This is a genomic window from Variovorax sp. GW821-FHT09D07 (genome assembly GCF_059416345.1).
Genome location: NZ_JBWKOY010000004.1, coordinates 623,381 through 647,116, shown reverse-complemented (window position 1 = coordinate 647,116; position 23,736 = coordinate 623,381). Strand labels below are relative to the sequence as shown.

Annotated in this window: 27 protein-coding genes; 15 read left to right on the top strand and 12 right to left on the bottom strand. The window is 68.1% G+C overall.

Annotated elements, in window-relative coordinates; translation table 11 throughout:
* The first annotated feature begins 52 nt into the window (after nt 1–52).
* From AC07OX_RS18745 to AC07OX_RS18695, 11 genes are all read left to right on the top strand, one after another.
* Nucleotides 53–832, top strand: coding sequence for an IclR family transcriptional regulator (locus AC07OX_RS18745; protein ID WP_495260910.1), 780 nt, complete (start codon nt 53–55; stop codon nt 830–832).
* Between the two features lie 297 nt (nt 833–1,129).
* On the top strand, nt 1,130–2,044 hold the full coding sequence (locus AC07OX_RS18740; RefSeq protein WP_369629726.1) for a dihydrodipicolinate synthase family protein: 915 nt from the start codon (nt 1,130–1,132) through the stop codon (nt 2,042–2,044).
* Nucleotides 2,045–2,082: 38 nt separating this feature from the next.
* On the top strand, nt 2,083–2,700 hold the full coding sequence (locus AC07OX_RS18735; protein ID WP_495260911.1) for a TRAP transporter small permease: 618 nt from the start codon (nt 2,083–2,085) through the stop codon (nt 2,698–2,700).
* Nucleotide 2,701: 1 nt separating this feature from the next.
* Nucleotides 2,702–3,967, top strand: coding sequence for a TRAP transporter large permease (locus AC07OX_RS18730; protein WP_062473357.1), 1,266 nt, complete (start codon nt 2,702–2,704; stop codon nt 3,965–3,967).
* Between the two features lie 49 nt (nt 3,968–4,016).
* Entirely contained in the window at nt 4,017–5,015 is a 999-nt protein-coding gene (locus tag AC07OX_RS18725; RefSeq protein WP_495260912.1) for a TRAP transporter substrate-binding protein, read from the top strand.
* A gap of 155 nt (nt 5,016–5,170) precedes the next feature.
* Nucleotides 5,171–6,205 (top strand): ABC transporter substrate-binding protein, encoded by a 1,035-nt coding sequence (locus tag AC07OX_RS18720; RefSeq protein ID WP_495260913.1) that lies wholly within the window; start codon nt 5,171–5,173, stop codon nt 6,203–6,205.
* A complete protein-coding gene (locus tag AC07OX_RS18715; protein ID WP_492745334.1) occupies nt 6,205–7,068 on the top strand; it encodes an ABC transporter ATP-binding protein in 864 nt (287 codons plus the stop codon). Before AC07OX_RS18720 ends, AC07OX_RS18715 begins: the two co-directional genes overlap by 1 nt.
* A gap of 10 nt (nt 7,069–7,078) precedes the next feature.
* The gene (locus AC07OX_RS18710) at nt 7,079–7,849 is read left to right on the top strand and encodes an ABC transporter permease (protein WP_070062385.1); all 771 of its coding nucleotides are present in this window, start codon (nt 7,079–7,081) and stop codon (nt 7,847–7,849) included.
* 11 nt (nt 7,850–7,860) lie between these two features.
* Entirely contained in the window at nt 7,861–8,337 is a 477-nt protein-coding gene (locus AC07OX_RS18705) for a nucleoside deaminase (protein ID WP_062473350.1), read from the top strand.
* The gene (locus AC07OX_RS18700) at nt 8,337–9,155 is read left to right on the top strand and encodes an aminoglycoside phosphotransferase family protein (RefSeq protein ID WP_495260914.1); all 819 of its coding nucleotides are present in this window, start codon (nt 8,337–8,339) and stop codon (nt 9,153–9,155) included. Before AC07OX_RS18705 ends, AC07OX_RS18700 begins: the two co-directional genes overlap by 1 nt.
* A 10-nt stretch (nt 9,156–9,165) precedes the next feature.
* Nucleotides 9,166–10,599 carry a hypothetical protein gene (locus AC07OX_RS18695; protein ID WP_495260915.1) on the top strand — a complete coding sequence of 478 codons (1,434 nt, stop codon included), beginning with the start codon at nt 9,166–9,168 and terminating at the stop codon, nt 10,597–10,599.
* Here AC07OX_RS18695 and AC07OX_RS18690 read toward each other — a convergent pair.
* The 3 genes from AC07OX_RS18690 to AC07OX_RS18680 form a co-directional block, all read right to left on the bottom strand.
* Nucleotides 10,596–10,817 (bottom strand): oxidoreductase-like domain-containing protein, encoded by a 222-nt coding sequence (locus AC07OX_RS18690; protein ID WP_062473346.1) that lies wholly within the window; start codon nt 10,815–10,817, stop codon nt 10,596–10,598. The two genes, AC07OX_RS18695 and AC07OX_RS18690, sit on opposite strands and share 4 nt — an antisense overlap.
* 16 nt (nt 10,818–10,833) lie before the next feature.
* The gene (locus AC07OX_RS18685) at nt 10,834–12,186 is read right to left on the bottom strand and encodes a sensor histidine kinase (RefSeq protein ID WP_495260916.1); all 1,353 of its coding nucleotides are present in this window, start codon (nt 12,184–12,186) and stop codon (nt 10,834–10,836) included.
* A 61-nt stretch (nt 12,187–12,247) separates the two neighbouring features.
* Nucleotides 12,248–12,928 (bottom strand): response regulator transcription factor, encoded by a 681-nt coding sequence (locus tag AC07OX_RS18680; protein ID WP_495260917.1) that lies wholly within the window; start codon nt 12,926–12,928, stop codon nt 12,248–12,250.
* Nucleotides 12,929–13,049: 121 nt separating this feature from the next.
* On the opposite strand from AC07OX_RS18680, the gene AC07OX_RS18675 reads away from it, so the two are divergent.
* Nucleotides 13,050–13,742, top strand: coding sequence for a phosphatase PAP2 family protein (locus AC07OX_RS18675; protein WP_495260918.1), 693 nt, complete (start codon nt 13,050–13,052; stop codon nt 13,740–13,742).
* 10 nt (nt 13,743–13,752) lie between these two features.
* Here the strand turns inward: AC07OX_RS18675 and lpxO are convergent, their stop codons facing one another.
* The 3 genes from lpxO to AC07OX_RS18660 form a co-directional block, all read right to left on the bottom strand.
* The gene (gene lpxO / locus AC07OX_RS18670) at nt 13,753–14,649 is read right to left on the bottom strand and encodes a lipid A hydroxylase LpxO (RefSeq protein WP_062473341.1); all 897 of its coding nucleotides are present in this window, start codon (nt 14,647–14,649) and stop codon (nt 13,753–13,755) included.
* Between the two features lie 93 nt (nt 14,650–14,742).
* Entirely contained in the window at nt 14,743–16,173 is a 1,431-nt protein-coding gene (locus AC07OX_RS18665) for a sensor histidine kinase (RefSeq protein ID WP_159275735.1), read from the bottom strand.
* Complete coding sequence (locus AC07OX_RS18660; RefSeq protein WP_062473337.1) at nt 16,170–16,853, bottom strand: response regulator; 684 nt, start codon at nt 16,851–16,853, stop codon at nt 16,170–16,172. Before AC07OX_RS18660 ends, AC07OX_RS18665 begins: the two co-directional genes overlap by 4 nt.
* 165 nt (nt 16,854–17,018) lie before the next feature.
* On the opposite strand from AC07OX_RS18660, the gene AC07OX_RS18655 reads away from it, so the two are divergent.
* A complete protein-coding gene (locus AC07OX_RS18655) occupies nt 17,019–18,158 on the top strand; it encodes an alpha/beta hydrolase (RefSeq protein ID WP_495260919.1) in 1,140 nt (379 codons plus the stop codon).
* A gap of 3 nt (nt 18,159–18,161) precedes the next feature.
* On the opposite strand, the gene AC07OX_RS18650 is transcribed toward AC07OX_RS18655, so the two are convergent.
* On the bottom strand, nt 18,162–19,040 hold the full coding sequence (locus AC07OX_RS18650; RefSeq protein ID WP_495260920.1) for an NAD(P)-dependent oxidoreductase: 879 nt from the start codon (nt 19,038–19,040) through the stop codon (nt 18,162–18,164).
* 127 nt (nt 19,041–19,167) lie between these two features.
* Here AC07OX_RS18650 and AC07OX_RS18645 point away from each other — a divergent pair, with 127 nt between their 5' ends.
* A complete protein-coding gene (locus tag AC07OX_RS18645) occupies nt 19,168–19,521 on the top strand; it encodes a winged helix-turn-helix transcriptional regulator (RefSeq protein WP_495260921.1) in 354 nt (117 codons plus the stop codon).
* Nucleotides 19,522–19,652: 131 nt separating this feature from the next.
* Here the strand turns inward: AC07OX_RS18645 and AC07OX_RS18640 are convergent, their stop codons facing one another.
* Genes AC07OX_RS18640 through AC07OX_RS18630 form a run of 3 tightly spaced genes read right to left on the bottom strand, consistent with a single transcriptional unit; the run spans nt 19,653 to nt 21,028 of the window.
* A complete protein-coding gene (locus tag AC07OX_RS18640; RefSeq protein ID WP_070062377.1) occupies nt 19,653–20,054 on the bottom strand; it encodes an OsmC family protein in 402 nt (133 codons plus the stop codon).
* A gap of 30 nt (nt 20,055–20,084) precedes the next feature.
* Complete coding sequence (locus AC07OX_RS18635) at nt 20,085–20,564, bottom strand: GNAT family N-acetyltransferase (protein ID WP_495260922.1); 480 nt, start codon at nt 20,562–20,564, stop codon at nt 20,085–20,087.
* Nucleotides 20,561–21,028, bottom strand: coding sequence for an Lrp/AsnC ligand binding domain-containing protein (locus AC07OX_RS18630; RefSeq protein WP_062473326.1), 468 nt, complete (start codon nt 21,026–21,028; stop codon nt 20,561–20,563). The genes AC07OX_RS18635 and AC07OX_RS18630 overlap by 4 nt, the downstream gene beginning before the upstream one ends.
* 128 nt (nt 21,029–21,156) lie before the next feature.
* Here AC07OX_RS18630 and AC07OX_RS18625 point away from each other — a divergent pair, with 128 nt between their 5' ends.
* Nucleotides 21,157–22,458, top strand: a complete 1,302-nt coding sequence (locus tag AC07OX_RS18625) for a D-amino acid dehydrogenase (RefSeq protein WP_495260923.1) — start codon at nt 21,157–21,159, stop codon at nt 22,456–22,458.
* 43 nt (nt 22,459–22,501) lie between these two features.
* On the opposite strand, the gene AC07OX_RS18620 is transcribed toward AC07OX_RS18625, so the two are convergent.
* Both AC07OX_RS18620 and AC07OX_RS18615 read right to left on the bottom strand, forming a co-directional pair.
* A complete protein-coding gene (locus AC07OX_RS18620; protein ID WP_369646171.1) occupies nt 22,502–22,852 on the bottom strand; it encodes a hypothetical protein in 351 nt (116 codons plus the stop codon).
* A 28-nt stretch (nt 22,853–22,880) separates the two neighbouring features.
* Nucleotides 22,881–23,705 carry a MetQ/NlpA family ABC transporter substrate-binding protein gene (locus tag AC07OX_RS18615; protein WP_070062374.1) on the bottom strand — a complete coding sequence of 275 codons (825 nt, stop codon included), beginning with the start codon at nt 23,703–23,705 and terminating at the stop codon, nt 22,881–22,883.
* Between the last annotated feature and the right edge of the window lie 31 nt (nt 23,706–23,736).

Genomic DNA, 23,736 nt, shown 5'->3' with positions numbered 1-23,736 from the left:
AAAGACGCACCGGCGCCGAACCTATGATTCCCACCCCAACCTACCGAACACGATGAGCACCCTTGCCAACGCCATGGACGTCCTGAAGCTGATCGCGCGGCTGCGCCGCGACATCACGGTGACGGACGTCGTGACCGAGCTGGGCCTGCCCAAGAGCTCGGCCTCCCGCACGCTGAGCATGATGGCCGGCTACGGCTTCCTGGACCGCGACGCGGCCACGCGCGCCTACCGCCCGGGCGGCGTGATCATGGAAGCCTCGTACCACTTCCGCGCCTCGCGCAACACGGCCTCGCTGGTCGAGGAGGCGCTCGACGCGCTGGTGCGCGAGACGGGCTGCACGGGCTACATCAACGTGCTCGATGGGGCCGACACGCTCGTGATCCAGATGCGCACCGGTGCCGGCGCGCTGCAGATCTACACGCCGCCGGGCAGCCGCGCACCCGCCTATTCCAGCGCCATGGGCCGCGCCCTGCTGGCCCGGCTGGGCGACGACGAAGTGGGTGCCCTGATCGGCAGCCGGCTCGACCAGGGCCGCGGCCACGCACCGAAGACGCGCAAGGACCTGCTCGCGCGCCTGGCCGTGATCCGCGACACCGGCTGGGCCCTGTCGCGCGGCGAGTACGTGACCAACGTGGCGGGCATCTCGTCGGCGGTGCTCGACCCCGCCACGCGCCAGACCTACGCCTTCGGCATCGCGCTGCCCGCGGAGCAGCTGTCGGAAGCGCTGGTGGAACGCTTCGGCGCCACCGTGCGCGACGCCGCCAGCAGCGTGGGCAAGCGCGTGGGCGATCCGTACTGGCTGGGCTTCGGGGCGACCGCCGCGCTGACGTAGCCACACCGCGCCGGCGCAAGCCGCACGCCCCGCCGCGTTCACCGCTGCGGGGCTTTTTTTCGCCTGCCGCATCGTGAGGCGCCTCCGTGCGCAGGGTGCGCCAAGGCGGTGCTTCCGGGGGCCCAAACGCCCTTTCCAGAAGCCTCCAACCACCATTTCGGCTGGCATGCAATCTGCTAATACCCTGAGCAGATATTTCTCATATCTTACTAATATATTTAAAAACCAAGCCTTCAAGCCCTGGTTTCGACCGCTGTCCGCAGCGCCCTTTTCTTCTTTTTTTCGAGGTACGCACCCATGAGCAATCCCCGCTGGCAAGGCATCTTCCCCGCCATCACCACCAAGTTCCACGCCGACGAAAGCATCGACGCCGAGGGCACCGCCCGCCACATCGACTTCCAGATCCGCAACGGCATCCACGGCCTCGTCACCTGCGGCTCGCTCGGCGAAGCCAGCACGCTGACGCTCGAAGAAAAACTGCAGGTCGCCAAGATCGCCCTGGAGGCCGCCGACGGCCGCATCCCCGTGCTGGCCAACGTGTCGGAGACCAGCACCCGCGAAGCCCTGCGCTACGTGGACGGCGCCAACAAGCTGGGCGTGGCCGGCTACATGGTCATGCCCTCGGTGATCTACGTGGCCGACGCGCGCGAGGCCATGCTCAACGTGCGCACCATCGCCAACGCGGCCCAGAAACCCATCATGGTCTACAACAACCCGGTGGCCTACCGCGTGGACCTGAAGCCCGAGCACATGGTCGAGCTGGCCGACTGCGAGTGGATCGCGGCCATCAAGGAGAGCACCGACAACATCCGCCGCATCACCGACCTGCGCAACACTGTGGGCGACCGCTACCAGCTGTTCCTGGGTGTGGACGACCTGGCCTACGAAGGCCTGGCGCTGGGCTGCGACGGCCTGCTGGCCGGTGTCGGCTGCGCTTTCCCGCGCGAGACGGTGGCGCTGTACGACTTGATGAAGGCCGGCAAGTTCGCCGAAGCCCTGAAGCTGTACCAGTGGATGACGCCGATGCTGCATCTGGACGTGTCGACCAAGCTGGTGCAGAACCTCAAGCTCATCGACCTGCTGGTCGGCGTGGGCACCGAGCACATGCGCCGCCCGCGCCTGCCGCTCATCGGCGAGGAGCGCGCCTTCATCGAGAAGGTCGTCGCCAAGGCGCTGGCCACGCGGCCCGCGCAGTACCAGTCGGTCATGTAATCGCCGCGCACACGACGCACCGCAAGGCCCAGAACACCATGCAAGAAAACGCCTTGAAAGAAAGCGGCGGCCTGTCCCGCCGCGTGCTCGGCGCGTCGGACCTCGTCCTGCGCTGCGAGCGCCACCTGCTCAGCAGCCTCATGGGGCTGCTCATCGTGCTGGTGCTGCTGAACGTGGTCACGCGCTACGGCGGCTTTCCGCTGTACTGGGTGGACGAGGCCTCGGTGTACTGCGTGGTCTGGCTCACCTTCATCGGTGCGTCGGCGATGACGCGGCTGCGGCTGGACTTTGCAGTGACGCTGCTCACCGACAAGCTCGGCACCCGGGCCGTACGCGTCGCCAAGGCCAGTGCCTCGGGCGGCGTGCTGCTGCTCGGGTTGGCCCTGCTCGCGATGTGCTGGCTGTGGATGGACCCGGCGGGCATCGTGCGCCACGGCTTCGACGCGAAGGAATTCGCGGCCGAGAGCTTCAACTTTCTCTACACCGAGCGCACGCAGACGCTCGACTGGCCGACGTGGGTGGTGCAGCTCATCTTGCCGATCTTCGCGCTCACCCTCAGCGTGCATGCGCTGGCCAACCTCTTCGAAGACCTCGGCCTGCAGCCCAAGCGCACGCACGACGAGTTCCATGTCGCCAACGCGGACGCCGTGAACTGAAATGCTGACCTCTGCCTTCTTCCTGCTGATCATGCTGGTCGGCGTGCCGATCGGTGCCTGCCTGTGCCTGTCGGGCATCGTCTACATCCTCAACTCGGGCGACACGGTGCTGTTCCAGTCGTTCCCGGTGCAGATGTTCGGCGGCGTCGACAGCTACAGCCTCATTGCGATTCCGCTGTTCATCCTGATCGGCGAGATCATGAACGGCGGCGGCATCACGCGCCGCCTCGTCGACCTCGCGCTGGCCTTCATCGGCTCGGTGAAGGGCGGGCTGGCCTACGTGAACATCCTGGCGAACATGCTGGTGTCGTCGATCATCGGCTCGGCCACCGCGCAGGTGGCGATCATGAGCCAGATCATGGTGCCCGAGATGGAGAAGCAGGGCTACGACAAGACCTTCGCGGCCGGCATCACGGTGTACGGTGGCATGCTCGGCCCGATCATTCCGCCCTCGGTGATGTTCGTGGTGTACAGCGTGCTCGCGCAGGTGGCGGTGGGCGACATGCTCATCGCCGGGATCATCCCCGGCGTGATCCTCACGGTGCTGTTCTTCATCGTCATCGCCGGCATGGGCGTGATCTACAACTACCCGCGCACCGAGAAGCGCACCGCCCGCCAGCGGCTGCACACGATCCTCACGGCCTGCCCGACGCTGCTCATTCCGATCGTGATCGTCGGCTCGATCCTCGGCGGCCTGGCCAACCCCACCGAATCGGCGGCGGTGGGCGCGGTGGCCGCGGTGCTGGTGGGGCGCTACGTGACCAAGGAATTCCGCTTCGCGATGATTCCGCAGATCCTGCTGAAGTCGGCGATCTACTCGGCGGTGGTGCTCTTCCTGGTGGCAGCCGCCGCGGTGTTCTCGTGGCTGCTCATCTACGGCAAGGTGCCGCAGGCCACGGCCGCGTGGATACAGACCGTGGCGAAGGACCCGATCGCCTTCCTGCTGCTGGTGAACGTGATCCTGCTGGTGATCGGCACCGTGATCGACGGCATTCCCGGTCTCATCATGACCGTGCCGATCCTGCTGCCCATCGCGACCGAGATCTACGGCATCGACCCGCGCCACTTCGGCGTGGTGGTGGTCATCAACCTCGTGCTCGGGCTGATGACGCCGCCGGTGGGGCTGAGCTTCTTCGTGGCGTCGGCGGTGACCGGGGCCAAGCCCGGAAAGATGTTCATCGTCACGCTGCCCTTCTTCCTGATCTGCTGCGTGGCGCTGGTGCTGCTGTCGCTGTTCCCGAGTCTGTCCCTGGCGCTCATCAAGTAAGCGCTGATCCGCGTTCCCGTTCCTTCACCTCACCCCACAGGAGCTTCGCATGCCCCTCTCTCGCCGCCAGTTCGTCCAGGCCGCCGCCGGCACCGCCGCCGCGTCGACCGCCCTCTTCGGCACCGTGTCGCGTGCCGCCGCCGCCAAGGAATTCCGCCTGGGCCTCATCACGCCCGCGGGCCACTCGTGGAACCGCGCCGCAGTGAGTTTTGGCGAGGCGCTGAAGAAGGCCACCGACGGCCGCCTGAGCGCCACGGTGTTCCATTCGGGCCAGCTCGGCAACGAGTCGGCCATGATGCAGCAGCTGCAGTCGGGCGCGCTCGACATGGGCTGGATTCAAGCCGCCGAGCTCGGCTCGCGCGTGGCGAGCGTGGCGGCCATCAACGCGCCCTACCTCGTGCGTTCGACCACCAACGTCGCCTCGCTCGTGCGCACGCCCGCGGCGCTCAAGCTGCTCGACGTGCTGCCGCGCGAGACCGGCACCATCGGCCTGGGCTGGGGCATCACCGGCATGCGCGTGGTGTTCGCGACCAAGGACATCGCCTCGCCCACCGACCTGAAGGGCATGAAGCTGCGCATCAACCCCACACCGGTGTATCGCGACTTCTACCAGCTGCTGGGCGCCGCGCCCACGCCCATTCCCACGCCGGGCGTGTTCGACGCCATGTCCAACGGCCAGGTCGACGGGCTCGAAGCCGACATCGAGTTCTCGTGGAACCAGCGCTTCGACCGCGTCTCGAAAACCCTGCTGCCGATGAACGCGCTGTTCATGCCCTTCGCGCCGCTGGTGTCGGGCCGCATCTGGCAGACGCTCGATGCGAAAGACAAGGCGCTCATCACCGACCTCGTGAAGCAGCAGCTCGACGCGCAGATCAAGGACATCGTGACCACCGAGCTCGGCCTCATCAACAAGTTCAAGGCCAGCGGCATCGCGATCAAGAGCGCCAGCAACTACAACCCCGCGCCAGTGATCGCCGAGTTCGACAAGGTCTGGCTGCCCAAGGCGCCGCAGATTGCCGAGCTGCGCAAGATCGGCGCCGCGCTCTGACGGCGGCCCGAGACCCCGATTCCCAGGCGCGGTGCATGCCGCACACGCCCTGGGCGCACCGCGCACCTCGGTGATTCACCGGAAGGGTTCGCACCAATCGCGTGCGGGCACCGTTTTTGCTTGAATGCCGAAGCATTCACATTCACGGAACCCGCATGAACAAGCGTCAACTGATCCAGTCCTTCCTCGCCGTCTCGGCCCTCAGCTTCGGCCTGTCTTCGGCCATGGCCCAGAGCCCGACGCCGATCAAGTTCCAGCTCGACTGGCGTTTCGAAGGACCGGCCGCGCTGTTCCTGCACCCCGCGGCCAAGGGCTACTTCAAGGCCGCCGGCCTGGACGTGACCATCGACGCCGGCAACGGCTCGGGCGGCACCGTGACGCGCGTGGCCTCGGGCGCCTACGACATGGGCTTTGCCGACCTCGCGGCGCTGATGGAGTTCCATGCCAACAACCCCGACAGCCCGAACAAGCCGGTGGCCGTGATGATGGTCTACAACAACACGCCGGCCTCGGTCATGGCGCTCAAGAAGAGCGGCATCACCAAGCCGGCCGACCTCGCCGGCAAGAAGCTCGGCGCGCCGGTGTTCGACGCCGGCCGCCGCGCGTTCCCGATCTTCGCCAAGGCCAACAACATCGGCGCCGTGAACTGGACCGCCATGGACCCAACGCTGCGCGAGACCATGCTGGTGCGCGGCGACATCGACGCCATCACGGGCTTCACCTTCACCTCGCTGCTCAACCTGGAGGCGCGCGGCGCCAAGGCGGCCGACGTGGTGATCCTGCCCTACCCCGACTACGGCGTGAAGCTGTACGGCAACGTGATCATCGCCTCGCCCAAGCTGCTCAAGGACAACCCGGCCGCGGTGAAGAAGTTCCTCTCGGCCTTCGCCAAGGGCGCCAAGGAAGTCATCGCCAACCCCGCCATGGGCATCGAGTCGGTGAAGGCGCGCGACGGCATCATCGACAGCAAGCTCGAGACGCGCCGCCTGCAGCTGGCCATCGACACCGTCATCAACAGCGCCGACGCGCGCACCGACGGCTTCGGCGCCGTCAACGCGGGCCGCATGTCGCTCATGGCCTCGCAGGTCTCCGATGCCTTCAACACCAAGACGCGCGTGAGCCCCGACGCCGTGTGGACCGCGGCCATGCTCCCGCCCGCGGCCGAGCTCAGCGGAATCCTGCGCAAGTGATGGCGGCCGGCGCAACGACACCCGACGCAGCCGCCCCCTTCGTCGATTTCCAGGACGTCTGGCTCGCCTACAACGAAGAGCTGCTGCGCGCCAACCACTTCGCGGTCGAGGCCATCGACCTGAAGGTGACGCGCGGCGAGTTCATCGCCATCGTCGGCCCCTCGGGCTGCGGCAAGTCGACCTTCATGAAGCTCACCACGGGGCTGAAGATGCCCTCGATGGGCAAGATCCGCATCGACGGCCAGCCCGTGACCGGGCCGCTGAAGATCTCGGGCATGGCCTTCCAGGCGCCCTCGCTGCTGCCGTGGCGCACCACGGTCGACAACGTGCTGCTGCCGCTGGAAATCGTCGAGCCCTACCGCTCGAACTTCAAGGCCAAGCGCAAGGAATACGAAGAGCGTGCCCGCCGCCTACTGCAGAAGGTGGGCCTGGGCGGCTACGAGGACAAGTTCCCGTGGCAGCTCTCGGGCGGCATGCAGCAGCGCGCGAGCATCTGCCGCGCGCTCATTCACGAGCCCAAGATGCTGCTGCTGGACGAGCCCTTCGGCGCGCTCGACGCGTTCACGCGCGAAGAGCTGTGGTGCATCCTGCGCGACCTGTGGACCGAGCAGCAGTTCAACGTGATCCTGGTCACGCACGACCTGCGCGAGTCGGTGTTCCTGGCCGACACGGTGTACGTGATGAGCAAGAGCCCCGGGCGCTTCGTGGTCAAGCGCGAGATCGACCTGCCGCGCCCGCGCGAGCTGGAGCTGACCTACACCAAGGAGTTCACCGACATCGTGCTCGAGCTGCGCGGCCACATCGGCGCCATCCGCGGCAACGCCACCACCCCCTCCGCTGCTGCGGCGGCGGCAGCGCACTGAGGAGCCGGCGATGAAAAACAGCAAACAACTCGAGCGCTGGTCGCCGTGGCTGCTGCTCGTGGCGGTGCTCCTGCTGTGGCAGGTGATCTGCGCGGGCTTCGGCGTGTCGGACTTCATCTTTCCGAGCCCGCTGCGCATCTGGGAGCAGTTCTGGGAGTTCAAGGAAATCATCGCGGGCCACGCCTGGCGCACCTTCTGGGTCACGATGGCGGGCTTCGGCCTGGCGATCGTGGTGGGCGTGCTGCTGGGCTTCGTGATCGGCAGCTCGCGCCTGGCCTATGCCGCGATCTACCCGCTGATGACGGCCTTCAACGCCCTGCCCAAGGCGGCCTTCGTGCCGATCCTGGTCGTGTGGTTCGGCATCGGCATCGGGCCGGCGATCCTCACGGCGTTCTTGATCAGCTTCTTCCCGATCATGGTGAACATCGCGACCGGCCTGGCCACGCTCGAGCCCGAGCTGGAAGACGTGCTGCGCGTGCTGGGCGCCAAGCGCTGGGACGTGCTCGTCAAGATCGGCCTGCCGCGCTCCATGCCCTACTTCTTCGGCTCGCTGAAGGTGGCGATCACGCTGGCCTTCGTCGGTACCACGGTGTCGGAGATGACGGCGGCCAACGAGGGCATCGGCTACCTGCTGATCTCGGCCGGCTCGGCCATGCAGATGGGCCTGGCCTTCGCGGGCCTGATGGTGGTGGGCGCGATGGCGATGATCATGTACGAACTCTTCAGCCTCATCGAGAAGCACACCACCGGCTGGGCACACCGCGGCTCGCAGAACGCATAAATAATGGGGGCATGACCCCCGAACAGATCACCCGCGCGCTGCGTCGCGCCGACGCCGTGGCGCGACGCGCCATGGCCATGGGCCGCCACCCCTTCGGCGCCGTGCTCGTCGCACCCGACGGCGAGACCGTTCTCGCCGAGCAGGGCAACATCGACACGGTGCACCACGCGGAGGCCACGCTCGCGCGCCACGCGGCGCAGAACTGGCCGCCCGAGTACCTGTGGCAGTGCACGCTGGTGACCACCTTCGAGCCCTGCGCCATGTGCGCGGGCACGAGCTACTGGGCCAACATCGGGCGCATCGTGTACGGCGCGGAAGAATCCGCGCTGCTCGCCCTCACCGGCGACCACCCCGAGAACCCGACGCTGAGCCTGCCCTGCCGCGAGGTCTTCGCACGCGGACAGAAACCCGTCGAAGTGATCGGCCCCGTGCCCGAGGTGGCCGACGAGATGATCGCCACGCACCGGGGGTTCTGGGAATCGCGCTAGTGGACCCGCACGGCGTGTTCGCGCCTTACCTGGAACGTTGGCATCTCACGCCGGACGGCGAGGCCTTCACCTCGCTGAGCGGCACGCTGCTGCCCGTGCGCCAGCAGGGCGTTGTGGCCATGCTCAAGGTGTCGCACGAGGCCGAGGAGCAGGCGGGCAGCCTGTTGATGGCCTGGTGGAACGGCGACGGCGCCGCGCCCGTGCTGGCCCATGACGGCGAAGCCTTGCTGATGGTGCGTGCGCAAGGCTCGGCCTCTCTCGCACAGATGGTCCACGACGGTCGAGACGACGAGGCCACGCGCATCCTGTGCGCCGCCGCCGCGCGCCTGCATGCCCCGCGCGACACGCCGCCGCCTCCGACACTGGTGCCGCTCGCGCGCTGGTTCGAATCACTGTGGGCCGGCGCGGCCACGCACGGCGGCGTCTTCGACCACAGCGCACGCACCGCGCGCGAACTGCTGGCGGCGCCGCGCGATGTGGTCGTGCTGCATGGCGACATCCACCACGGCAACGTGCTCGACTTCGGTCCGGCCGGCTGGCTCGCCATCGACCCCAAGGGCCTGCACGGCGAGCGCGGCTTCGACCACGCGAACCTCCTGTGCAACCCGGATGGCGAGAGCGCGCAGGTGTCGGGGCGCTTTGCGCACCGCATCGAGGTCATCGCGGAGGCCACGGGCATCGAGCAGCGCCGACTGCTGCAGTGGGTGCTGGCTTGGGCGGGGCTGTCGTCGGTGTGGATGCTGGAAGACGGCGAGACACCCGGGAGCACGCTGGAGGTGGCGAAGCTGGCGGCTGCGGCGCTCGGGATCGCCGGCTAGATTCGGACGCATGTCTCGCCCTCACTCCTACCTCGACGTCCTTGCGCGGGTCCTGGCGCTGCCGATATCGGAAGGCCTTGCGTCTTCTGACGAGCGCTTTCACGCGGCATCAGCGGGTGAAGACGCATTGATCGTCGATGTCGAGAAGCGCCGCTACCACCGCGTGCCCGATGCGCGTCCTCTGAGCTTTGAAGACGCGGCGCAGGACGGCGTCACGCAGGCCGCGCTGCAGCTTGAACACCGCGATGGCATCCGCACGATCGCGCTGGCCGCCCAGGACGACAGCTTCTGGACACCGCTGCCCGACCCGCGCGTGATCGGCCTGCCGCGCATCGTGCAGCGGCATGACACGGCGTGGGCGTCTCCGGCGCCGCCGCCTTCAGATGCCCCTTCACGAACCAGCATCACCGACTGGCTGGGTTCGCTGGTCGCGCTGGCGGTGCTGGCCTTCTTTGCCGCCTTCGGTTTCAACGCACTGCGCTGGTCGTTGAATGGAGGTTGGAACCTGCTGTGGCTGCTGGTGGGGCTGCCGGTGTTTCCGATCTTCACTGTGCTGACGCTCGTGGCCGCCTACACCCTTGTGCGACGCACCGTGCCGCCACCACGGCGCCGGGCACTGGAAGCGATTCACGTCGATCGTGGTGAAAGCTTTCGCCTCGGCGAGCCGATGGCGTTTCGGGTCGATGCCATGGTGCCGGTGTCCGTCGATGGCCAGCCCGCGCAGGCACCGCCGCAGATCCTCGCGGACCTCATCGTCCAGACCCTGAACGATCCGGCGGACGGTGATTGGTCGTTGAGGGATCAGTTCTGGGGCACGGGCAGTGCCGAAGCTGCTCCATCGACGCCCACCGGTACAGGCGAACGCCGCGTGCACTATGCCGGCAGCGTGACAGCCACTCGCAGGACACCGCGCGCAGCACAGGAGCGTTGGTATCTGAAGCTTTCCACCAGCCTGGAAACGGGTGTCGAGCCTTTCCACATCGCCAGCCTTGCCACGCCTCCGTTGATCGTCCCTTACCAGATGGTGCAGCCCCCGGACCGCCAAGCGCAACTCGACGCCCTGCTGCTCAACACAGCGTTGGACCTGATCCACAAGGCCTACAACGGCGAAGACGGCACAGCCCTGCGTGATGACTTCACGCCCGACGAGTGCCGAGCGGTATTCACCATCGACGCCGACGCGCTGGTCGACCACGCGATGGCCGCTCGCTGGTACGAAGGCAAGATCAGGACCGGGCGAATCAGCAGCGATGGCTGCTTCTACATGCTGAACGAAGGCCCGGCCTTCCAGCTGATGTACACCGAGCGCCATGAGACGGTGACGGTGTACGAGTCACCTGATCTGCGCAGCGTGGTGGGGCGCTACCTTTTCGCAGAGCATCTTTTTGTCGACCATCTGGCGGGTGCAGAAACGATCAAGGTGCTGCGGCCCCGCATCTACTAACCCAGCAGCAGCGACGCCTCATCCCGCCAATAGGCCACCGCCGCCAGCCACCCTTCCCACACGCACCCATTGCAGCCGCGCCCGCAGCAGGTGGTGGGCTCCGGCGGCGGCGCGCGCATCGCCACGCCTTCGGCATCGAGCATCGCCTGCACGCGCGCGATCAGCGCCTGTGCGCCGGCGAGGTTCGTGGGTTCGGGCAGCCGGTCGATGGCGTTCATGGTGGGCGGGTCTTCTTCAGGCCTCGAGGTTCATCAGTTCGAGCCGCATCTTCGCGCCGCCCGATTCGCTCGATCCGATGCTCAGCTGGCCGCGATGCAGCCGCGCCACCTCGGCCACGAGGTGCAGGCCCAGCCCGGCGCCGCGCCCGCGCGGCACGAGCCGGTGGAACGGCGCCACCACGCGCTCGCGGTCGGCCTCGGGGATGCCCGGGCCCGAGTCGCGCACCTCGATGCACGAGGGCTCGCACAGCCGCACCTGGATGTCGCAGCCCGGCCCGCCGTGCTCGATGGCGTTCTGGATCAGGTTGGTGAGCGCGCGCTCGAGCGAAGGCGCATCGCCGCGCACCGTGAGCGGCTGCGGCGCATCGACCGACAGCGTGCAGCGGCTGCGGATGGCAAGCGGCGCGATGTCGGCCGCCACGCGCTCGCACAGCGACTTCAGCTCCACCTGCTGGTCCAGCGACAGGCCGTGGTCCAGGCGCTGCAGGTCGAGCAGCTGCTCGGCCAGCGTGGCCAGCCGCGCCGAGGCCTGCATGAGCTTCATCTTCAGCGGGTCGTTGGGCAGGCCTTCGAGATGGATCTGCAGCGTGGTGATCGGCGTGCGCAGCTCGTGCGCGGCATCGGCCAGGAAGCGCTCCTGCCGGTCGTAGCCCTCGTTGAGCCGGTCGAAGGCGCGGTTGACCGCGTTGACCAGCGGACGGATCTCGCTGGCCACGTTGGCCAGTGGCAGGCGCGTGGTGCGCTCGTGCACGTCGATGCCCTCGGCATGCTCCGCCGTGGCCACCACGCCCTTCAGGCCGCGCTTGACCACGAACGGCGTCGCCAGGATCACGCCCAGGCAGGTGACGAGCGCCATCGGCGCCACCAGGAACAGGAAGGCGATGCCGGTGCCCTTGAGCGTGTTCTCCACCGTGAGCGGACCGCCGGTCTGCGCCATCACGGCCACCGGGCCGGCGCGCGATTCGATGCGCTCGAAGCGGGCCTTGGGGCGGGTGCCGTCGCTCTCGGGGTCGATGGCCACGCGCTCGGTGTCGTCGAGCGCATCGAGCAGCCGCAGGTAGGTGGGCGGCACCTCGCCGTGGCGCAGCTGCACGCCGTTCGGGTCGCGCACGATGAACCAGAACTGCGGGTCGGCCTTCTGCAGCCGCCGCAGCGCGCTCGTGGGCTCGACCACCAGCTGGCCATCGGCGCCGCGCATCAAGGCGCGCTGGATGGAGGCCACCGTCTCGTGGCCGGTCTCGTCGACCACGCGGCCCAACGCCCACGCCAGCCCGAGGAAGCCGCCCATCACCAGCAGGCCCACCACCACCTGCAAGAGGATCAGGCTCCAGATCAGCCGCCAGCGCAGCGAAAGCAGACTGAGGCTCATGGGTATGCCTTCGTGCTTCGCACTGCGGCGCGAGCTTGCTTGGGGCGGCCCGGCGCTGCGCTCATGCCGACTGCGGCGCGCACATGAGATAGCCCACCCCACGGATCGCATGAATCTCGACCTGCGCGCCCGCCTTGTCGAGCTTGGAGCGCAGGCGCGAGACGTGCGTGTCGAGCGCGTTCGACTGGATGTCGTCCTTGTGGCCGTACACGCGGTCTTGCAGCGCCTCGCGCAGCACGGTGCGGCCGCGGTGCTCGAGCAGCGTCTCGAGCACCAGCAGCTCACGCCGGGGCAGCGTGAGGCAGGCCTCGCCCACATGGGCCTGGCGCGTGTGGTGGTCGAAGCGCAGCTGCCCGAGCGTCATGATGAAGTTGGCGCGCACCGCGGGGCGGCGTGCCAGTGCGCGCACGCGGGCCAGCAGCTCGTCCATCGAGAAGGGCTTGGCCAGGTAGTCGTCGGCGCCGCCATCCAGGCTCAACACGCGCTCGGCCACGTCGGTCATGGCGGTGAGCACGAGCACGGCGCAGGCAATGTCGTTCTGCGCGAGGAACGCGACGAGCGAGAGGCCGTCGCCGTCGGGCAGGCCGCGGTCGAGCACGACCACGTCGTAGGGCGCGCCGAGCGCGGCCTCCTCGGCCGCGCGCAGCGAGCTCGCCACATCGACCACCGCCTGGTTCTGGCGCAGCGCCGACGCGAGCGCCTGCGCCAGGTCGGCTTCGTCTTCGACAAGCAGGATTCTCATGGGGGGGATGGGGAGAGACCGGACAGGCGGGTGATTCTAGAGAGCCCCACATGAGGTAACGCAATGTTCACGCAATGCATGCGCCTACGCTGTGGCGCTTCCCTCTCCTGAAAGCGCACCGGTGACGCTGCCCTCCCGCCCGAACCCCGCCGCCCTCCCCGTCACGCCCTGGCACCTGGCGCTGGGGCAGCGCTTCGCCACGCTGTGGGTCGTGAAGATGATCGGCACCACGCTCGGCATCTCGGGCTTCTTCGTCCTGTACTTCTGGGTGATGCACCACCCGCCCTCGGTGCCCACGGTGATGCCGCTCACCCCCATCGACCACTGGGTGGACGTGAGCGACGACGCGATGCTGCTGTACAGCTCGCTGTGGTTCTACATCTCGCTCGCACCGGCCTTCACGCAGAACAAGGCCGAGCTGTGGGCCTGCGCGCGCGGGGCCGCGCTCATGGCGGCCATCGGCCTGGCGGTGTTCTGGTGCTTTCCGACGGTGGTGCCGAGCTTCGCGATCGACTGGTCGCAGTACCCGGCGCTGCAGTTCCTCAAGAGCGCCGATGCGGGCGGCAATGCCTTCCCGTCGCTGCATGTGGCCTTCGCCGTGTTCGCGGCGGTGTGGCTCGGCCGACAACTGCGCAGCGTGCAGGCGCCCGCGTGGACGCAATGGGTGAACGTGCTGTGGGCCGTGGGGATCGTCTATTCGACGCTGGCCACGCGCCAGCACGTGCTGCTCGACGTGCTCGGCGGTGTGCTGCTGGCGGGCCTGGTGTGCTGGCGTCGCGCGCCGCGTGCTCGACTCGTGCTGGCCGAGGCGTGAGCGCCGTCGGTTACCAGAAGATCCAGAGGGCGAGGCCGCCGAAGATCGTCCACTTCACGAGGTAGTACGCGCGCTTGTCCCAGGCCTTCAGGCGCTTGCCGACCACGCGGATCTGGTAGATGTACTTGAAGGCGCGGTTCAGGCCGCCCGTCTTGTCGCCCGCGTCGTTGGGCGAGGCGGCGGCGGCCAGCAGGTTCTTGGCGAACCAGCGGTTCACGGCGCTGGCCCAGCGGTACTTCAGCGGACGCTCGATGTCGCAGAACAGGATCACGCGGTCGTGGTCGGTGGTGTTCTCTGCGTAGTGGATGTAGGTCTCGTCGAACACCACGGCCTCGCCGTCGCGCCAGTGGTAGCGCTGGCCGTCGACGTCGATGTAGCAGCCTTCGACGCCCGGCGTCCACAGGCCCAGGTGGTAGCGCAGCGAACCGGCGAACGGATCGCGGTGGCGCACGAGGCGGCTGCCCGGGGGCAGCTCGGCGAACATCGCGGCCTTGATGGTGCCGATGCCTTTGAGCAACTCAGTGGTGCGCGGGCACAGCACCGCGGCCGAGGGGTGCGCCTCGTCGTACCACTTCAGGTAGAAGCGCTTCCAGCCGCTCTTGAAGAAGGAGTTGAAGCCCACGTCGTTGAACTGGCTCGAGGCCTTGATGCTGCCGCCGTTGCGCATGGCCAGCGCTTCTTCGCGGATCACTTCCCAGTTTTCCTCGAGGATGCGCATCTCGGGGAACTGCGCGGGCGACAGGTACGGCGTACCGGGCACCTTCGAGAAAAGGTACATGAAGACGTTCAGCGGCGCCAGGAAGGTCGAGTGATCAGAGAGCTGTCTGAAGAACTTGTGCCGGACCTGGCCACGGAAGTGAACGTAGAGTGCGCTGAGCACGAAGATGGCAAGAATGACCCACTTCATTGGTGAAAGTGTCCTGTAGACGAGCGCCGGGGGAGCCGGCTAGTGTAAATCCTTGCCCCGGAACAGGCCCGGCCGGGGCCTTTTCCCCCGGGCTCAGGCGCCGACGAGCAAAGGCTGCGGCACGTCGGCCTGCGCCAGCGGCAGCCGCACCGTGGCCAGCAGGCCGCCGCCCGGGGCCTCGCCCAGCACCGCATCGCCGCCGTGCCGGTCGACCACCGACTTGACGATGGCCAGGCCCAGCCCGCTGCCGCTTTGCGTCTGGTCGGGGTTGCGGAAGAAGCGGTCGAACACGCGCTCGCGCAGCGCGGGCGGAATGCCCGGGCCCGTGTCGGCCACGGTCAGCAGCGCCCGCGCGCCCTCGCGCGCCACGTGCACCGTCACGGTGGCGCCGCAGGGGCTGTACTTGATCGCGTTGTCGATCAGGTTGTCGATCATCGAGACCAGGCTCTCGCGCTCGCCGAGCACCGGCACGGCGTCGTCGCACACCAGTTCGAGCTCCACGCCGCGCGCACGCGCCAGGCCCTCGATCATGGCCAGCCGGTCCTGCACCAGCCCATCGAGCGACAGCATCACGGGCAGCGCGTTGGTGGCCACCGCGTCGCTGCGCATGAGTTGCAGCAGCTGCCCCACCAGCCGCGCCGCGCGGTCGTTGCTGCGCAGCAGGTTGGCCATGAGTTCGCGCTGGCCCTCGTCGCTGCTCTGCTCCTTCAGCGCCTCGACGTTCACGCGCATGGCCGCCAGCGGCGTGCGCAGCTCGTGCGCCGCGTCGGCGATCAGGCTGCGCTCGCGCGTGGTGCTGTCGCGCACCCGCAGCAGCAGGCTGTTGATGCTCTGCACCATCGGCTTGAGCTCCTTGTGCGGCGGCGTATACGACAGCGGCGTCAGGTCGTCGGGCCCGCGTTCGGCGGTCTCGCGGCTCACCTGGCGCCACGGACGCAGCGCCAGCCGCACCGACAGCCAGGCGGGAAAGACCAGGAACGGCAGGCTGATCACCAGCGGCAGCAGGTAGTAGCCGCGCGACAGCACGGTGACGGCCAGCCGCCACACGCTGGGCTCGGCCAGCACCACGCGGGTGTCGGCGATGGGCGAGGCCATCGTGCGCGCGCGCCACTCGCGGCCGCCCGCGACCACGGTCTCGTTGCGGTCGGGCACCGAGTTCAGCAGCACGGGCACACCGGCGCGCGAGTTGTAGATCAGCTTGCCGCGCTGCCACACCTGCATGACCGCCAGGGCTTCGTTGGTTTCGTCGCCGTCGCTGAGCGCCTCGATGAGCGCGGCGTCGAAGGCCTCGAGCGCCTCTCGTTGCCGCTCGGGTTGGTCCTCCAGCTTCTGCGCAATGGAGATCGCCGCCTTGAAGATGCTGGTGAACCGGAGCAGCCCCGGGTCCTTGTACGAGTCGTACAGCAGCAGCCCCACGGCCGAGGTCCACAGCAGCGCGACCACGGCCATCTGCGCCACCAGCAGGCGGCGCATCAGGGACGGCTGGTTCCAATTCTTCCAGCCGCGCGCCAGCTGGCGCATCATTTCGACGGGCTCCGCACCAGCGACTGGGTGTCGATCACATAGCCGATGCCGCGCACCGTGCGGATGTAGCCCTGCCCGATCTTCTTGCGCAGGTTGGAGATGTGCACCTCGAGCGAGTTGCTGCCGTTGGCCTGGCCGCCGGGCAGCACCTGCTCTTCCATCACGCGGCGCGTGACCACGCGGCCGGTGCGCTTGAGCAACAGCGCCAGCAGGTCGAACTCGCAGCGCGACAGCTCCACCGGCTCGCCGTCGACGATCACGCCGCGCGTGGGCTCGTGCAGCGCCAGGCCGCGCATGCGGATGGTCTCGTCGTTGAAGCCGTAGCTGCGGCGCGCCAGAGCCCGCACGCGCGACAGCAGCTCGGCCAGTGCAAAGGGCTTCACGAGGTAGTCGTCGGCGCCGTCGTCCAGGCTGCGCAGGCGGTCGTTGAGCGCGTCGCGCGCGCTCAGCACCAGCACCGGCAGGATCTGGCGGGTGCGGCGCAGGCGCAGCAGCAGGTCGAGCCCGTCGCCGTCGGGCAGGCCCAGGTCGAGCAGCACCATGTCGAAGGCGCCGTTGTCGAGGGTGCGCAAGGCGTCGTCGAGCCGGCGGACCCACACCACGTCCAGGCCCTGGTTGGCGAGCGCAATGCGCACGCCATTGCCAAGATCAAGATCGTCCTCAACAAGCAAAAGATTCATGGGAAGGATTCCAAGCGAACAAGCCCGGTTCCGGGAAGTGGCCGAAGTATCTGCCACACCCCGTCGCTGCGCTTCAGGAAGCCTTCATGAAGGCTGCAGGGCTTCTTCAGGCGGCGTGCCCACACTGCAAGGCTCTTACTTTCTTCTCCTGCCTGGAGCATCGACGTGCCTCGCCCCTGCCTTTCCACGGTTCGCCCGCACTGGGCGAACCCGCTTCACTTCCAGCGCCGCGACCTGCTGCGCGCCGTGCTCCTGGGCAGCGCGGCCGGACTGGCCGCTTGCGGCGGCGGTGGTGGCGGCGGCAACGCCGGCACTGCCCCCATCGGCAACGACCTTCCCGTGGCGGCCACCGACCGCCGCGTGAAAGTGTCGACCACGCCCGACGTCTCGCTGCAGGTGCGCGACTGGCAGCGCAGCGACGACGGCGGCCCCGTGCTCGTGCTGCTCGCCGGCCTCGGCGGCAACGCGCGCTGCTTCGACAGCCTGGCGCCCGCGCTGGTCGCGGCCGGCGCCGCCTCGCGCGTGCTCGCCGTGAGCCGGCGCGGCTACGGCCTGTCGGACAAGCCGCTGCCGGTGAAGAGCGCCACGCAGCACTACGAGGTCGACACGCTGGTCGACGACCTGGCCGCGCTGTGCGACGCGCTCGGCCTCACGCGCGTGGTGCTCGGCGGCCATTCGATCGCCGGCAACGAACTCACGCGCTTCGCAGGCCGCTTTCCCGAGCGGGTGCGCGGCCTGGTGTACCTCGATACCACCTTCGACTACACGAAGGACGCCGACACCGGCGGCGAAGACCCGCCGATGAACCGCCGGCTCGACGAGCCCGCACCCACGCCCGAGGACGGCCGCTCGATGAAGGCGGCCATCGCGTACCTGCGGCGCAAGTCGAAGAACTGGTGGCCGGCGCTCGAAGCCAACCTGCGCGACGCGCTCGACGCGCTGGCCGACGGCAGCGTGCGCCCCAACACGCCCGACGCCGTGGAAACCGCGATGGACACCGCGGCCCACCGCTTCTCGCCCGACTACCGCCCGGTGCGCGCGCCGGCGCTGGTGGTGACCGCGCTGCCGTTCGACCAGCGCGACCTGTTCCCCTGGCTCGAACGACCGCTGGACGCGCAAACCGGCCAGGACGCCGCCGACTTCCTGCGCATCTTCCGCCGCGTGCGCCGCGCCGACGCCGACCGCCTGGCCACCGCGCTGCAGACCTCGCACCGGCTCACGCTGGACCACTGCAACCACACCGACTTCTTCATGGAACGCGAGGCCGAGGTGGTGCGCGCGATCCAGTCGATGCGCTGGGCCTGACGTCTATTTCCGCAGCAGCTTGATCAGCGCCGCCAGTTCCTCGCCGCCGAGCCCCGCCGCATCGGCGCGCTGGAACAGGTCCGCGGCAAAGGCCGGGAACTCGGTGTTGATGCTCGCCTCCTGCGCGGTCTGCAGGATGCGCTGCGTGGCCTCGACCGAGATGCGCATCGGGCTCTGCGTGATCGCGAAGTCGCCCGACTGGATCACCGCGCCCTCGTGCTGGAGAAAGCCCGCGAAGGTCGGCATGATGCCGGCCACGATGCGGCCGTACTCGGCCACGTCGAAGCCTTCGTGCTCGGCGATGCGCGCGCCGTGCAGGAAGCCGAGCATCGTGCCGTAGATGCTGGACAGCGTGGCCAGGTCCATGGCCGCGGCGGCGCTGGCCTTCTCGCCGAGGTAGACGATGCCGCCGGCCAGCACCTTCAGCAAGGGCTCGGCCTCGGCGAACACGGCTTGCGCACCCGACACCAGCAGCGGCGTGTCGGGCCGGCCCATCTGGTCCGGTGCAGCCTGGATCGCGCCTTCAAGGTACGCAGCGCCGTGGCGGTGCGCCCAGGCCTCGGCCTCGCGCGCGTCCTTCGGGCTGCCGGTGGTGAGCTGCGCGAGCAGGCGGCCGTCCATGGCGGCGGCCACGCCGTCCATCGCGAAGATCGCGTCGGCGGCGCGGTAGTCGTACACGCACATCACGGCCATGCGGCTCGCGCGCAAGGCCTCGGCCGCGCTGCGCGCCAGCACGGCGCCACGGGCGACCAGCGCGTCGGCCTTGTCGGCCGTGCGGTTCCACAGCGTGACCTTGTAGCCCTGGTCGAGAAAGAGCCGCGCGATGACGACGCCCATGGCGCCCAGGCCCAGAACCGAAACTTCCTTGTTGGTGTTGCTCATGGCAATCCGATGCAGTGGTGGTTGATGACGCCTGCATGGTAGAAATTACACTTCCACATGGTCAAGTACCTACGATAAAGTAAGGTACCTACCAAATGGGAAGTATTGGAATCGCAAGGAGCAAGAGATGGCAGCGAAGAAGCCCTACAACTGCGGCATCAGCCCCGCGTTCGAGGTCATCGGCGGCAAGTGGAAAGCCGTCATCCTGTGGGAGCTGCACCTGCAGCCCTACCGCTTCGGCGAGCTGAAGCGGCTGCTGCCCGAGGTCAGCGAGAAGATGCTGATCCAGCAGCTGCGCGAGATGGAAACCGACGGCCTCGTGCACCGCGAGGTGTTCCACGAAGTGCCGCCGCGCGTCGAGTATTCCGAGACCTCGCTCGGCGCCACGCTCAATGCGGCGCTGGGGCCGCTGGCCGATTGGGGCGACCGCTATGCCAAGCGCGTGGCGGCGGCGCGCAAGCAGGCCGAAGCGGCGAAGTAAGACCGGCGCCTCTGAAGGCGCGAAGAAACCGTAGCGAGCGCCCCGAGGTCGCGTCGAGGACCGGAACCGTACTCCCGTACGGTGAGGACCGCAGATGCGAGATCGGGACGCGCAGTAGGTTTATTGCGCCTTCAGTCGGCCCAGCCGGTTTCGATTTCTGTTTTCACTTCGGTCATCAGCTTGTGCACGGGGCACTTGCCGGCCACGCGCAGCAGCTCGTCGCGCTGCGCCTCGGTCAGGTCACCGGTCAAACGCAGACCCGACTTCAGGCGGTAGATGCCCTTGCGTTCCTCGCTGTCGTCGCGGTCGACCACGACCTCGATGTCTTCCACCGGAATGCCCTTGCGGCGCGCATAGAGCAGCACCGTGAGCGCCTTGCAGGCCGCCAGCGACGCGTCGTACAGGTCGTGCGGCTCGGCACCGCCGTCGCTGCCACCGCCCGCGGGCGAGGCATCGACGGGGATCTCGTGGTTACGGATCTTGAGGATGTGGCGCGTGCCGGTGGTGCCGTCGCGGCGGATCGAGAGGGTCATGCCGATGTCCTTGAAGGGGGGAAAGAAAGCTCAGGCCAAGTCTTTCACATACAGGATGGTCGTGAATCCGCTGTGCCATTCGAGGTCGGGGTAGCGGCCGGCCTCGCGGTAGCCGAGCGCGCCATACAGGCCCTGGCTCTGCGTGTTGAAGGTGTCGGTCTCCAGCCGCGCCTGCGCCACGCCGTCGGCGCGCATGCCGGCTTCGGCAAAGGCCATGAGCGCACGGGCGATGCCCTTGCGCTGGTGCGCGGCGGGCACGTGCAGGGCCTGCACGAAGTCGTGTTCCCAGTGCACCATGCCGACCACCTCGCCCTCGAGTTCCGCCACGAAGAAGGCCGGGCCGCTCTCGTCGATGTAGCCCACGGGCTCGCCGCTGTCGGCATAGGCCTTCGCGGCCTCGGGCGTGAGCTGCGGCAGCCAGGTGCTCGCGAAGGTGTCGTCGAGGATGGCCTTCACCGCATCGAAGTCGGCCAGGCGCCAGGGCCGGATGGTGATGACGGTGGCGCTCACCGGTCCACCGCCAGCATCAGCGTTTCCTTGATCTCTTCCATCACCACGTAGCTGTGCGACTCGGCCGCCACCGGCAGCTTCTTCAGGATGTCGCCCAGCAGGTGCCGGTACTCGCTCATGCCGCTCAGGCGCGCCTTCACGAGGTAGTCGAAGCTGCCCGACACCAGGTGGCATTCGAGCACCTCGGGCATGTGCAGCAGCTCCTGCTTCACCTTGTCGAACACGTCGCCCGACTTGGCCGAGAGCTTGATCTCCACGAACACCAGCAGCGTCTTGCCCAGCGCCTCGGGCGACACGTGCGCGTGGTAGCCGGTGATGACCCCGTCGCGCTCCATGCGCTTGACGCGCTCGGCGCAGGGCGAGGCCGACAGGCCGATGCGCTCGGCCAGTTCGGTCATGGAAATGCGGCCCTGGCGCTGCAGCAGGTCGAGGATCTTGCGGTCGATTCGGTCGAGTTCGGGCATTTCACTCCGCGCGGGGCCTTGGACGGTTTTCGGCAGCGATTTTCACGGCCAAAGACCTAAAAACAATGGAATCCACTGCATTGTGCACTTTAGATTCACATCATTCCATTCAGATCAGCGGATACACCATGAAAGTCATCGTTCTCGGCGGCGGCGTGATCGGCACCACCACGGCGTACTACCTCGCGCGCTCCGGCGCCGAAGTCACCTTGCTCGACCGGCAGGCCGGCCCGGCCGAGGAAACGAGCTTCGGCAACGCCGGCCAGGTGTCGCCTGGCTACTCGACGCCGTGGGCCGCGCCCGGCATTCCGCTGAAGGCGATCAAGTGGATGTTCCAGAAGCACGCGCCGCTGTCGATACGCCCTGACGGCACGCTGTTCCAGCTGCGCTGGATGGCCGCCATGCTGCGCAACTGCTCGCCCGAGCGCTACGCGGTCAACAAGGAACGCATGATGCGCGTGGCCGAATACAGCCGCGGCTGCCTGCAGCAGCTGCGCGCCGACACCGGCCTGCAGTACGAGCACCGCACCGGCGGCACGCTGCAACTCTTTCGCACGCAGGCGCAGCTCGACGCGGTGCAGCGCGACATCGCCGTGCTCGAGGAATGCGGCGTGCCCTATGAACTGCTCGACCGCGATGCCCTGGCGCGCGTCGAACCCGGCCTGGCCGGCGCGCGCGAGTGCCTCACGGGCGGCCTGCGCCTGCCCAACGACGAAACCGGCGACTGCCACCTGTTCACACGCGGCCTCGCCGAGATCGCGCGCGGCCTGGGCGTGGACTTCCGCTTCGGCCAGACCATCGACGGCCTCGAGACCGACGGCGGCCGCATCACCGGCGTGCGCACGCGCGCCGGCAAGATCCTCACGGCCGACCGCTACGTGATGGCCTTCGGCAGCTACTCGCGCGCCGCCATCGCCTCGCTGGGCCTCGACATCCCCGTGTACCCGGTCAAGGGCTACTCGCTCACGGTGCCGCTGCTCGACGAATCGCTCGCGCCGCAATCGACCGTGCTCGACGAAACCTACAAGGTGGCCGTCACGCGCTTCGACAACCGCATCCGCGTGGGCGGCATGGCCGAGCTCGGCGGCTTCGACCTGCGCCTGAACCCGGCGCGCCGCGCCACGCTCGAGAAAGTGGTGAGCGACCTGTTCCCGGGCGGCGACCTGCCCAACGCCAGCTTCTGGACCGGCCTGCGCCCGATGACGCCCGACAGCACGCCCATCGTCGGCGCCACGCGCTACCCGAACCTGTTCCTGAACACCGGCCACGGCACGCTGGGCTGGACCATGGCCTGCGGCTCGGGCAAGCTGATCTCGGACCTGGTGACGGGCCAGCGGCCGGAGATCCGCACAGATGGATTGGCGATGGACCGCTACACGCAAGGGCCGTCGCATTCGGCGCGCCCGAGCCCGACGACGGCGCCGGCCTGACCGACGCCGGGGATGCGACGGGCCGCGCAGGCCCGTCGCTGACTTACTCGTCGCTGGCGTCGTTGCCCGTCATCGCGAGCACCTCTTCGACAAAGGCCTCGAAGCGCGGCAACGCGGCAGGCAGCCCGTCGAGCGAAGCGGCCTCGCCCGCATCGAAGAAATGCGGCGCATCGGCGGGAATGGCGACCCATTCCCCGCCTTCGACCAACAGCCCCAGATACCCCTGCGCCGTCGGCAGGTAGAACAGCCCCGCGCTGTCGAGCACGCGCTGGCCGTCGGCCTCGCCGCGCCCCCAGCGCACGCCGTGGCGCGCGAGGTGGTCGCTGATCCAGCCGTCGCACACGTGCGTGTCGCGCCAATTGGCCTGGCCATCGAATACGGCGAGCACGGGCATGGGGCGTCCTTCGCTGAAGCGTGGTGGATTACTGCAGGAAGCTGGGCTTGGCGTAGCCCTGGAACTTGCTGTCGACCACCGTCTTGAATTCCTTCGAGCGGTAGGCGTCGGCGATGTCCTTGGCCCAAGCGGCGTTCTTGTCGGCGCTCTTCACGGCGACCACATTCAGGTAGTAGTCGGGCGTCTTCTCGAGCACCACGGCCTCGGTGAGCTTCAGGCCCGACGAGATCGCGAAGTTGCCGTTGACGATGGCGTACTCGGTGTCGCCCAGCGAACGCGGCAGCTGCGCGGCCTCGAGCGGAATGAACTTGAGCTTCTTCGGGTTCTCGGCCACGTCCTTCTCGGACGCGCGCAGCGGATCGATGCCGGCCTTGATCGTGACCAGCTTGTTCTGCTCCAGCAGCACCAGCGCGCGCGCCAGGTTGCTCGGGTCGTTCGGCAGCGTCACGCGGTCGCCTTCCTTCACGTCGGCCAGCGTCTTGCGCTTGGTCGAGTACACGCCCATGGGCGCGATCGGGCCCTGCACCAGCTCGGCGAGGTCCAGCTTCTGGTCGGCCGAGAACTTCTGCAGGTAGACCCGATGCTGGAAGAAATTGGCGTCGAGCGAGCCCTGGGCCAGCGCGAGGTTGGGCTGCACGTAGTCGTTGAACTCGACCAGCTTCACCTTGTAGCCCTTCTTCTCGAGGATCGGAATGATGCCGGCCTTGAGCTGGTCGGCGTTGGAGCCGGCGGTGCCGCCGATCACGAGGTTCTTCTTGGCGTCCTGCGCCTGCGCCGACAGCGAGAGGCCGCCGAGCGACAGCGCGACGAGGGAAACGGCGAGGACGGAACGGCGCAGCAGTGCGGTTTTCATGGAATGAGCAGAAAGAAGAGAGGAAAGGAAG

Bases quoted from the DNA above. Each gene is read 5' to 3' on its own strand.
- AC07OX_RS18710 (WP_070062385.1), top strand. From the start codon at position 7,079: ATGAAAAACAGCAAACAACTCGAGCGCTGGTCGCCGTGGCTGCTGCTC.
- AC07OX_RS18705 (WP_062473350.1), top strand. From the start codon at position 7,861: ATGACCCCCGAACAGATCACCCGCGCGCTGCGTCGCGCCGACGCCGTG.
- AC07OX_RS18720 (WP_495260913.1), top strand. From the start codon at position 5,171: ATGAACAAGCGTCAACTGATCCAGTCCTTCCTCGCCGTCTCGGCCCTC.
- AC07OX_RS18690 (WP_062473346.1), bottom strand. From the start codon at position 10,817: ATGAACGCCATCGACCGGCTGCCCGAACCCACGAACCTCGCCGGCGCA.
- AC07OX_RS18745 (WP_495260910.1), top strand. From the start codon at position 53: ATGAGCACCCTTGCCAACGCCATGGACGTCCTGAAGCTGATCGCGCGG.
- AC07OX_RS18685 (WP_495260916.1), bottom strand. From the start codon at position 12,186: ATGAGCCTCAGTCTGCTTTCGCTGCGCTGGCGGCTGATCTGGAGCCTG.
- AC07OX_RS18645 (WP_495260921.1), top strand. From the start codon at position 19,168: ATGGCAGCGAAGAAGCCCTACAACTGCGGCATCAGCCCCGCGTTCGAG.
- AC07OX_RS18715 (WP_492745334.1), top strand. From the start codon at position 6,205: ATGGCGGCCGGCGCAACGACACCCGACGCAGCCGCCCCCTTCGTCGAT.
- AC07OX_RS18725 (WP_495260912.1), top strand. From the start codon at position 4,017: ATGCCCCTCTCTCGCCGCCAGTTCGTCCAGGCCGCCGCCGGCACCGCC.
- AC07OX_RS18625 (WP_495260923.1), top strand. From the start codon at position 21,157: ATGAAAGTCATCGTTCTCGGCGGCGGCGTGATCGGCACCACCACGGCG.
- AC07OX_RS18735 (WP_495260911.1), top strand. From the start codon at position 2,083: ATGCAAGAAAACGCCTTGAAAGAAAGCGGCGGCCTGTCCCGCCGCGTG.
- AC07OX_RS18620 (WP_369646171.1), bottom strand. From the start codon at position 22,852: ATGCCCGTGCTCGCCGTATTCGATGGCCAGGCCAATTGGCGCGACACG.
- AC07OX_RS18740 (WP_369629726.1), top strand. From the start codon at position 1,130: ATGAGCAATCCCCGCTGGCAAGGCATCTTCCCCGCCATCACCACCAAG.
- AC07OX_RS18615 (WP_070062374.1), bottom strand. From the start codon at position 23,705: ATGAAAACCGCACTGCTGCGCCGTTCCGTCCTCGCCGTTTCCCTCGTC.
- lpxO (WP_062473341.1), bottom strand. From the start codon at position 14,649: ATGAAGTGGGTCATTCTTGCCATCTTCGTGCTCAGCGCACTCTACGTT.
- AC07OX_RS18665 (WP_159275735.1), bottom strand. From the start codon at position 16,173: ATGATGCGCCAGCTGGCGCGCGGCTGGAAGAATTGGAACCAGCCGTCC.
- AC07OX_RS18630 (WP_062473326.1), bottom strand. From the start codon at position 21,028: ATGCCCGAACTCGACCGAATCGACCGCAAGATCCTCGACCTGCTGCAG.
- AC07OX_RS18680 (WP_495260917.1), bottom strand. From the start codon at position 12,928: ATGAGAATCCTGCTTGTCGAAGACGAAGCCGACCTGGCGCAGGCGCTC.
- AC07OX_RS18640 (WP_070062377.1), bottom strand. From the start codon at position 20,054: ATGACCCTCTCGATCCGCCGCGACGGCACCACCGGCACGCGCCACATC.
- AC07OX_RS18660 (WP_062473337.1), bottom strand. From the start codon at position 16,853: ATGAATCTTTTGCTTGTTGAGGACGATCTTGATCTTGGCAATGGCGTG.
- AC07OX_RS18650 (WP_495260920.1), bottom strand. From the start codon at position 19,040: ATGAGCAACACCAACAAGGAAGTTTCGGTTCTGGGCCTGGGCGCCATG.
- AC07OX_RS18730 (WP_062473357.1), top strand. From the start codon at position 2,702: ATGCTGACCTCTGCCTTCTTCCTGCTGATCATGCTGGTCGGCGTGCCG.
- AC07OX_RS18695 (WP_495260915.1), top strand. From the start codon at position 9,166: ATGTCTCGCCCTCACTCCTACCTCGACGTCCTTGCGCGGGTCCTGGCG.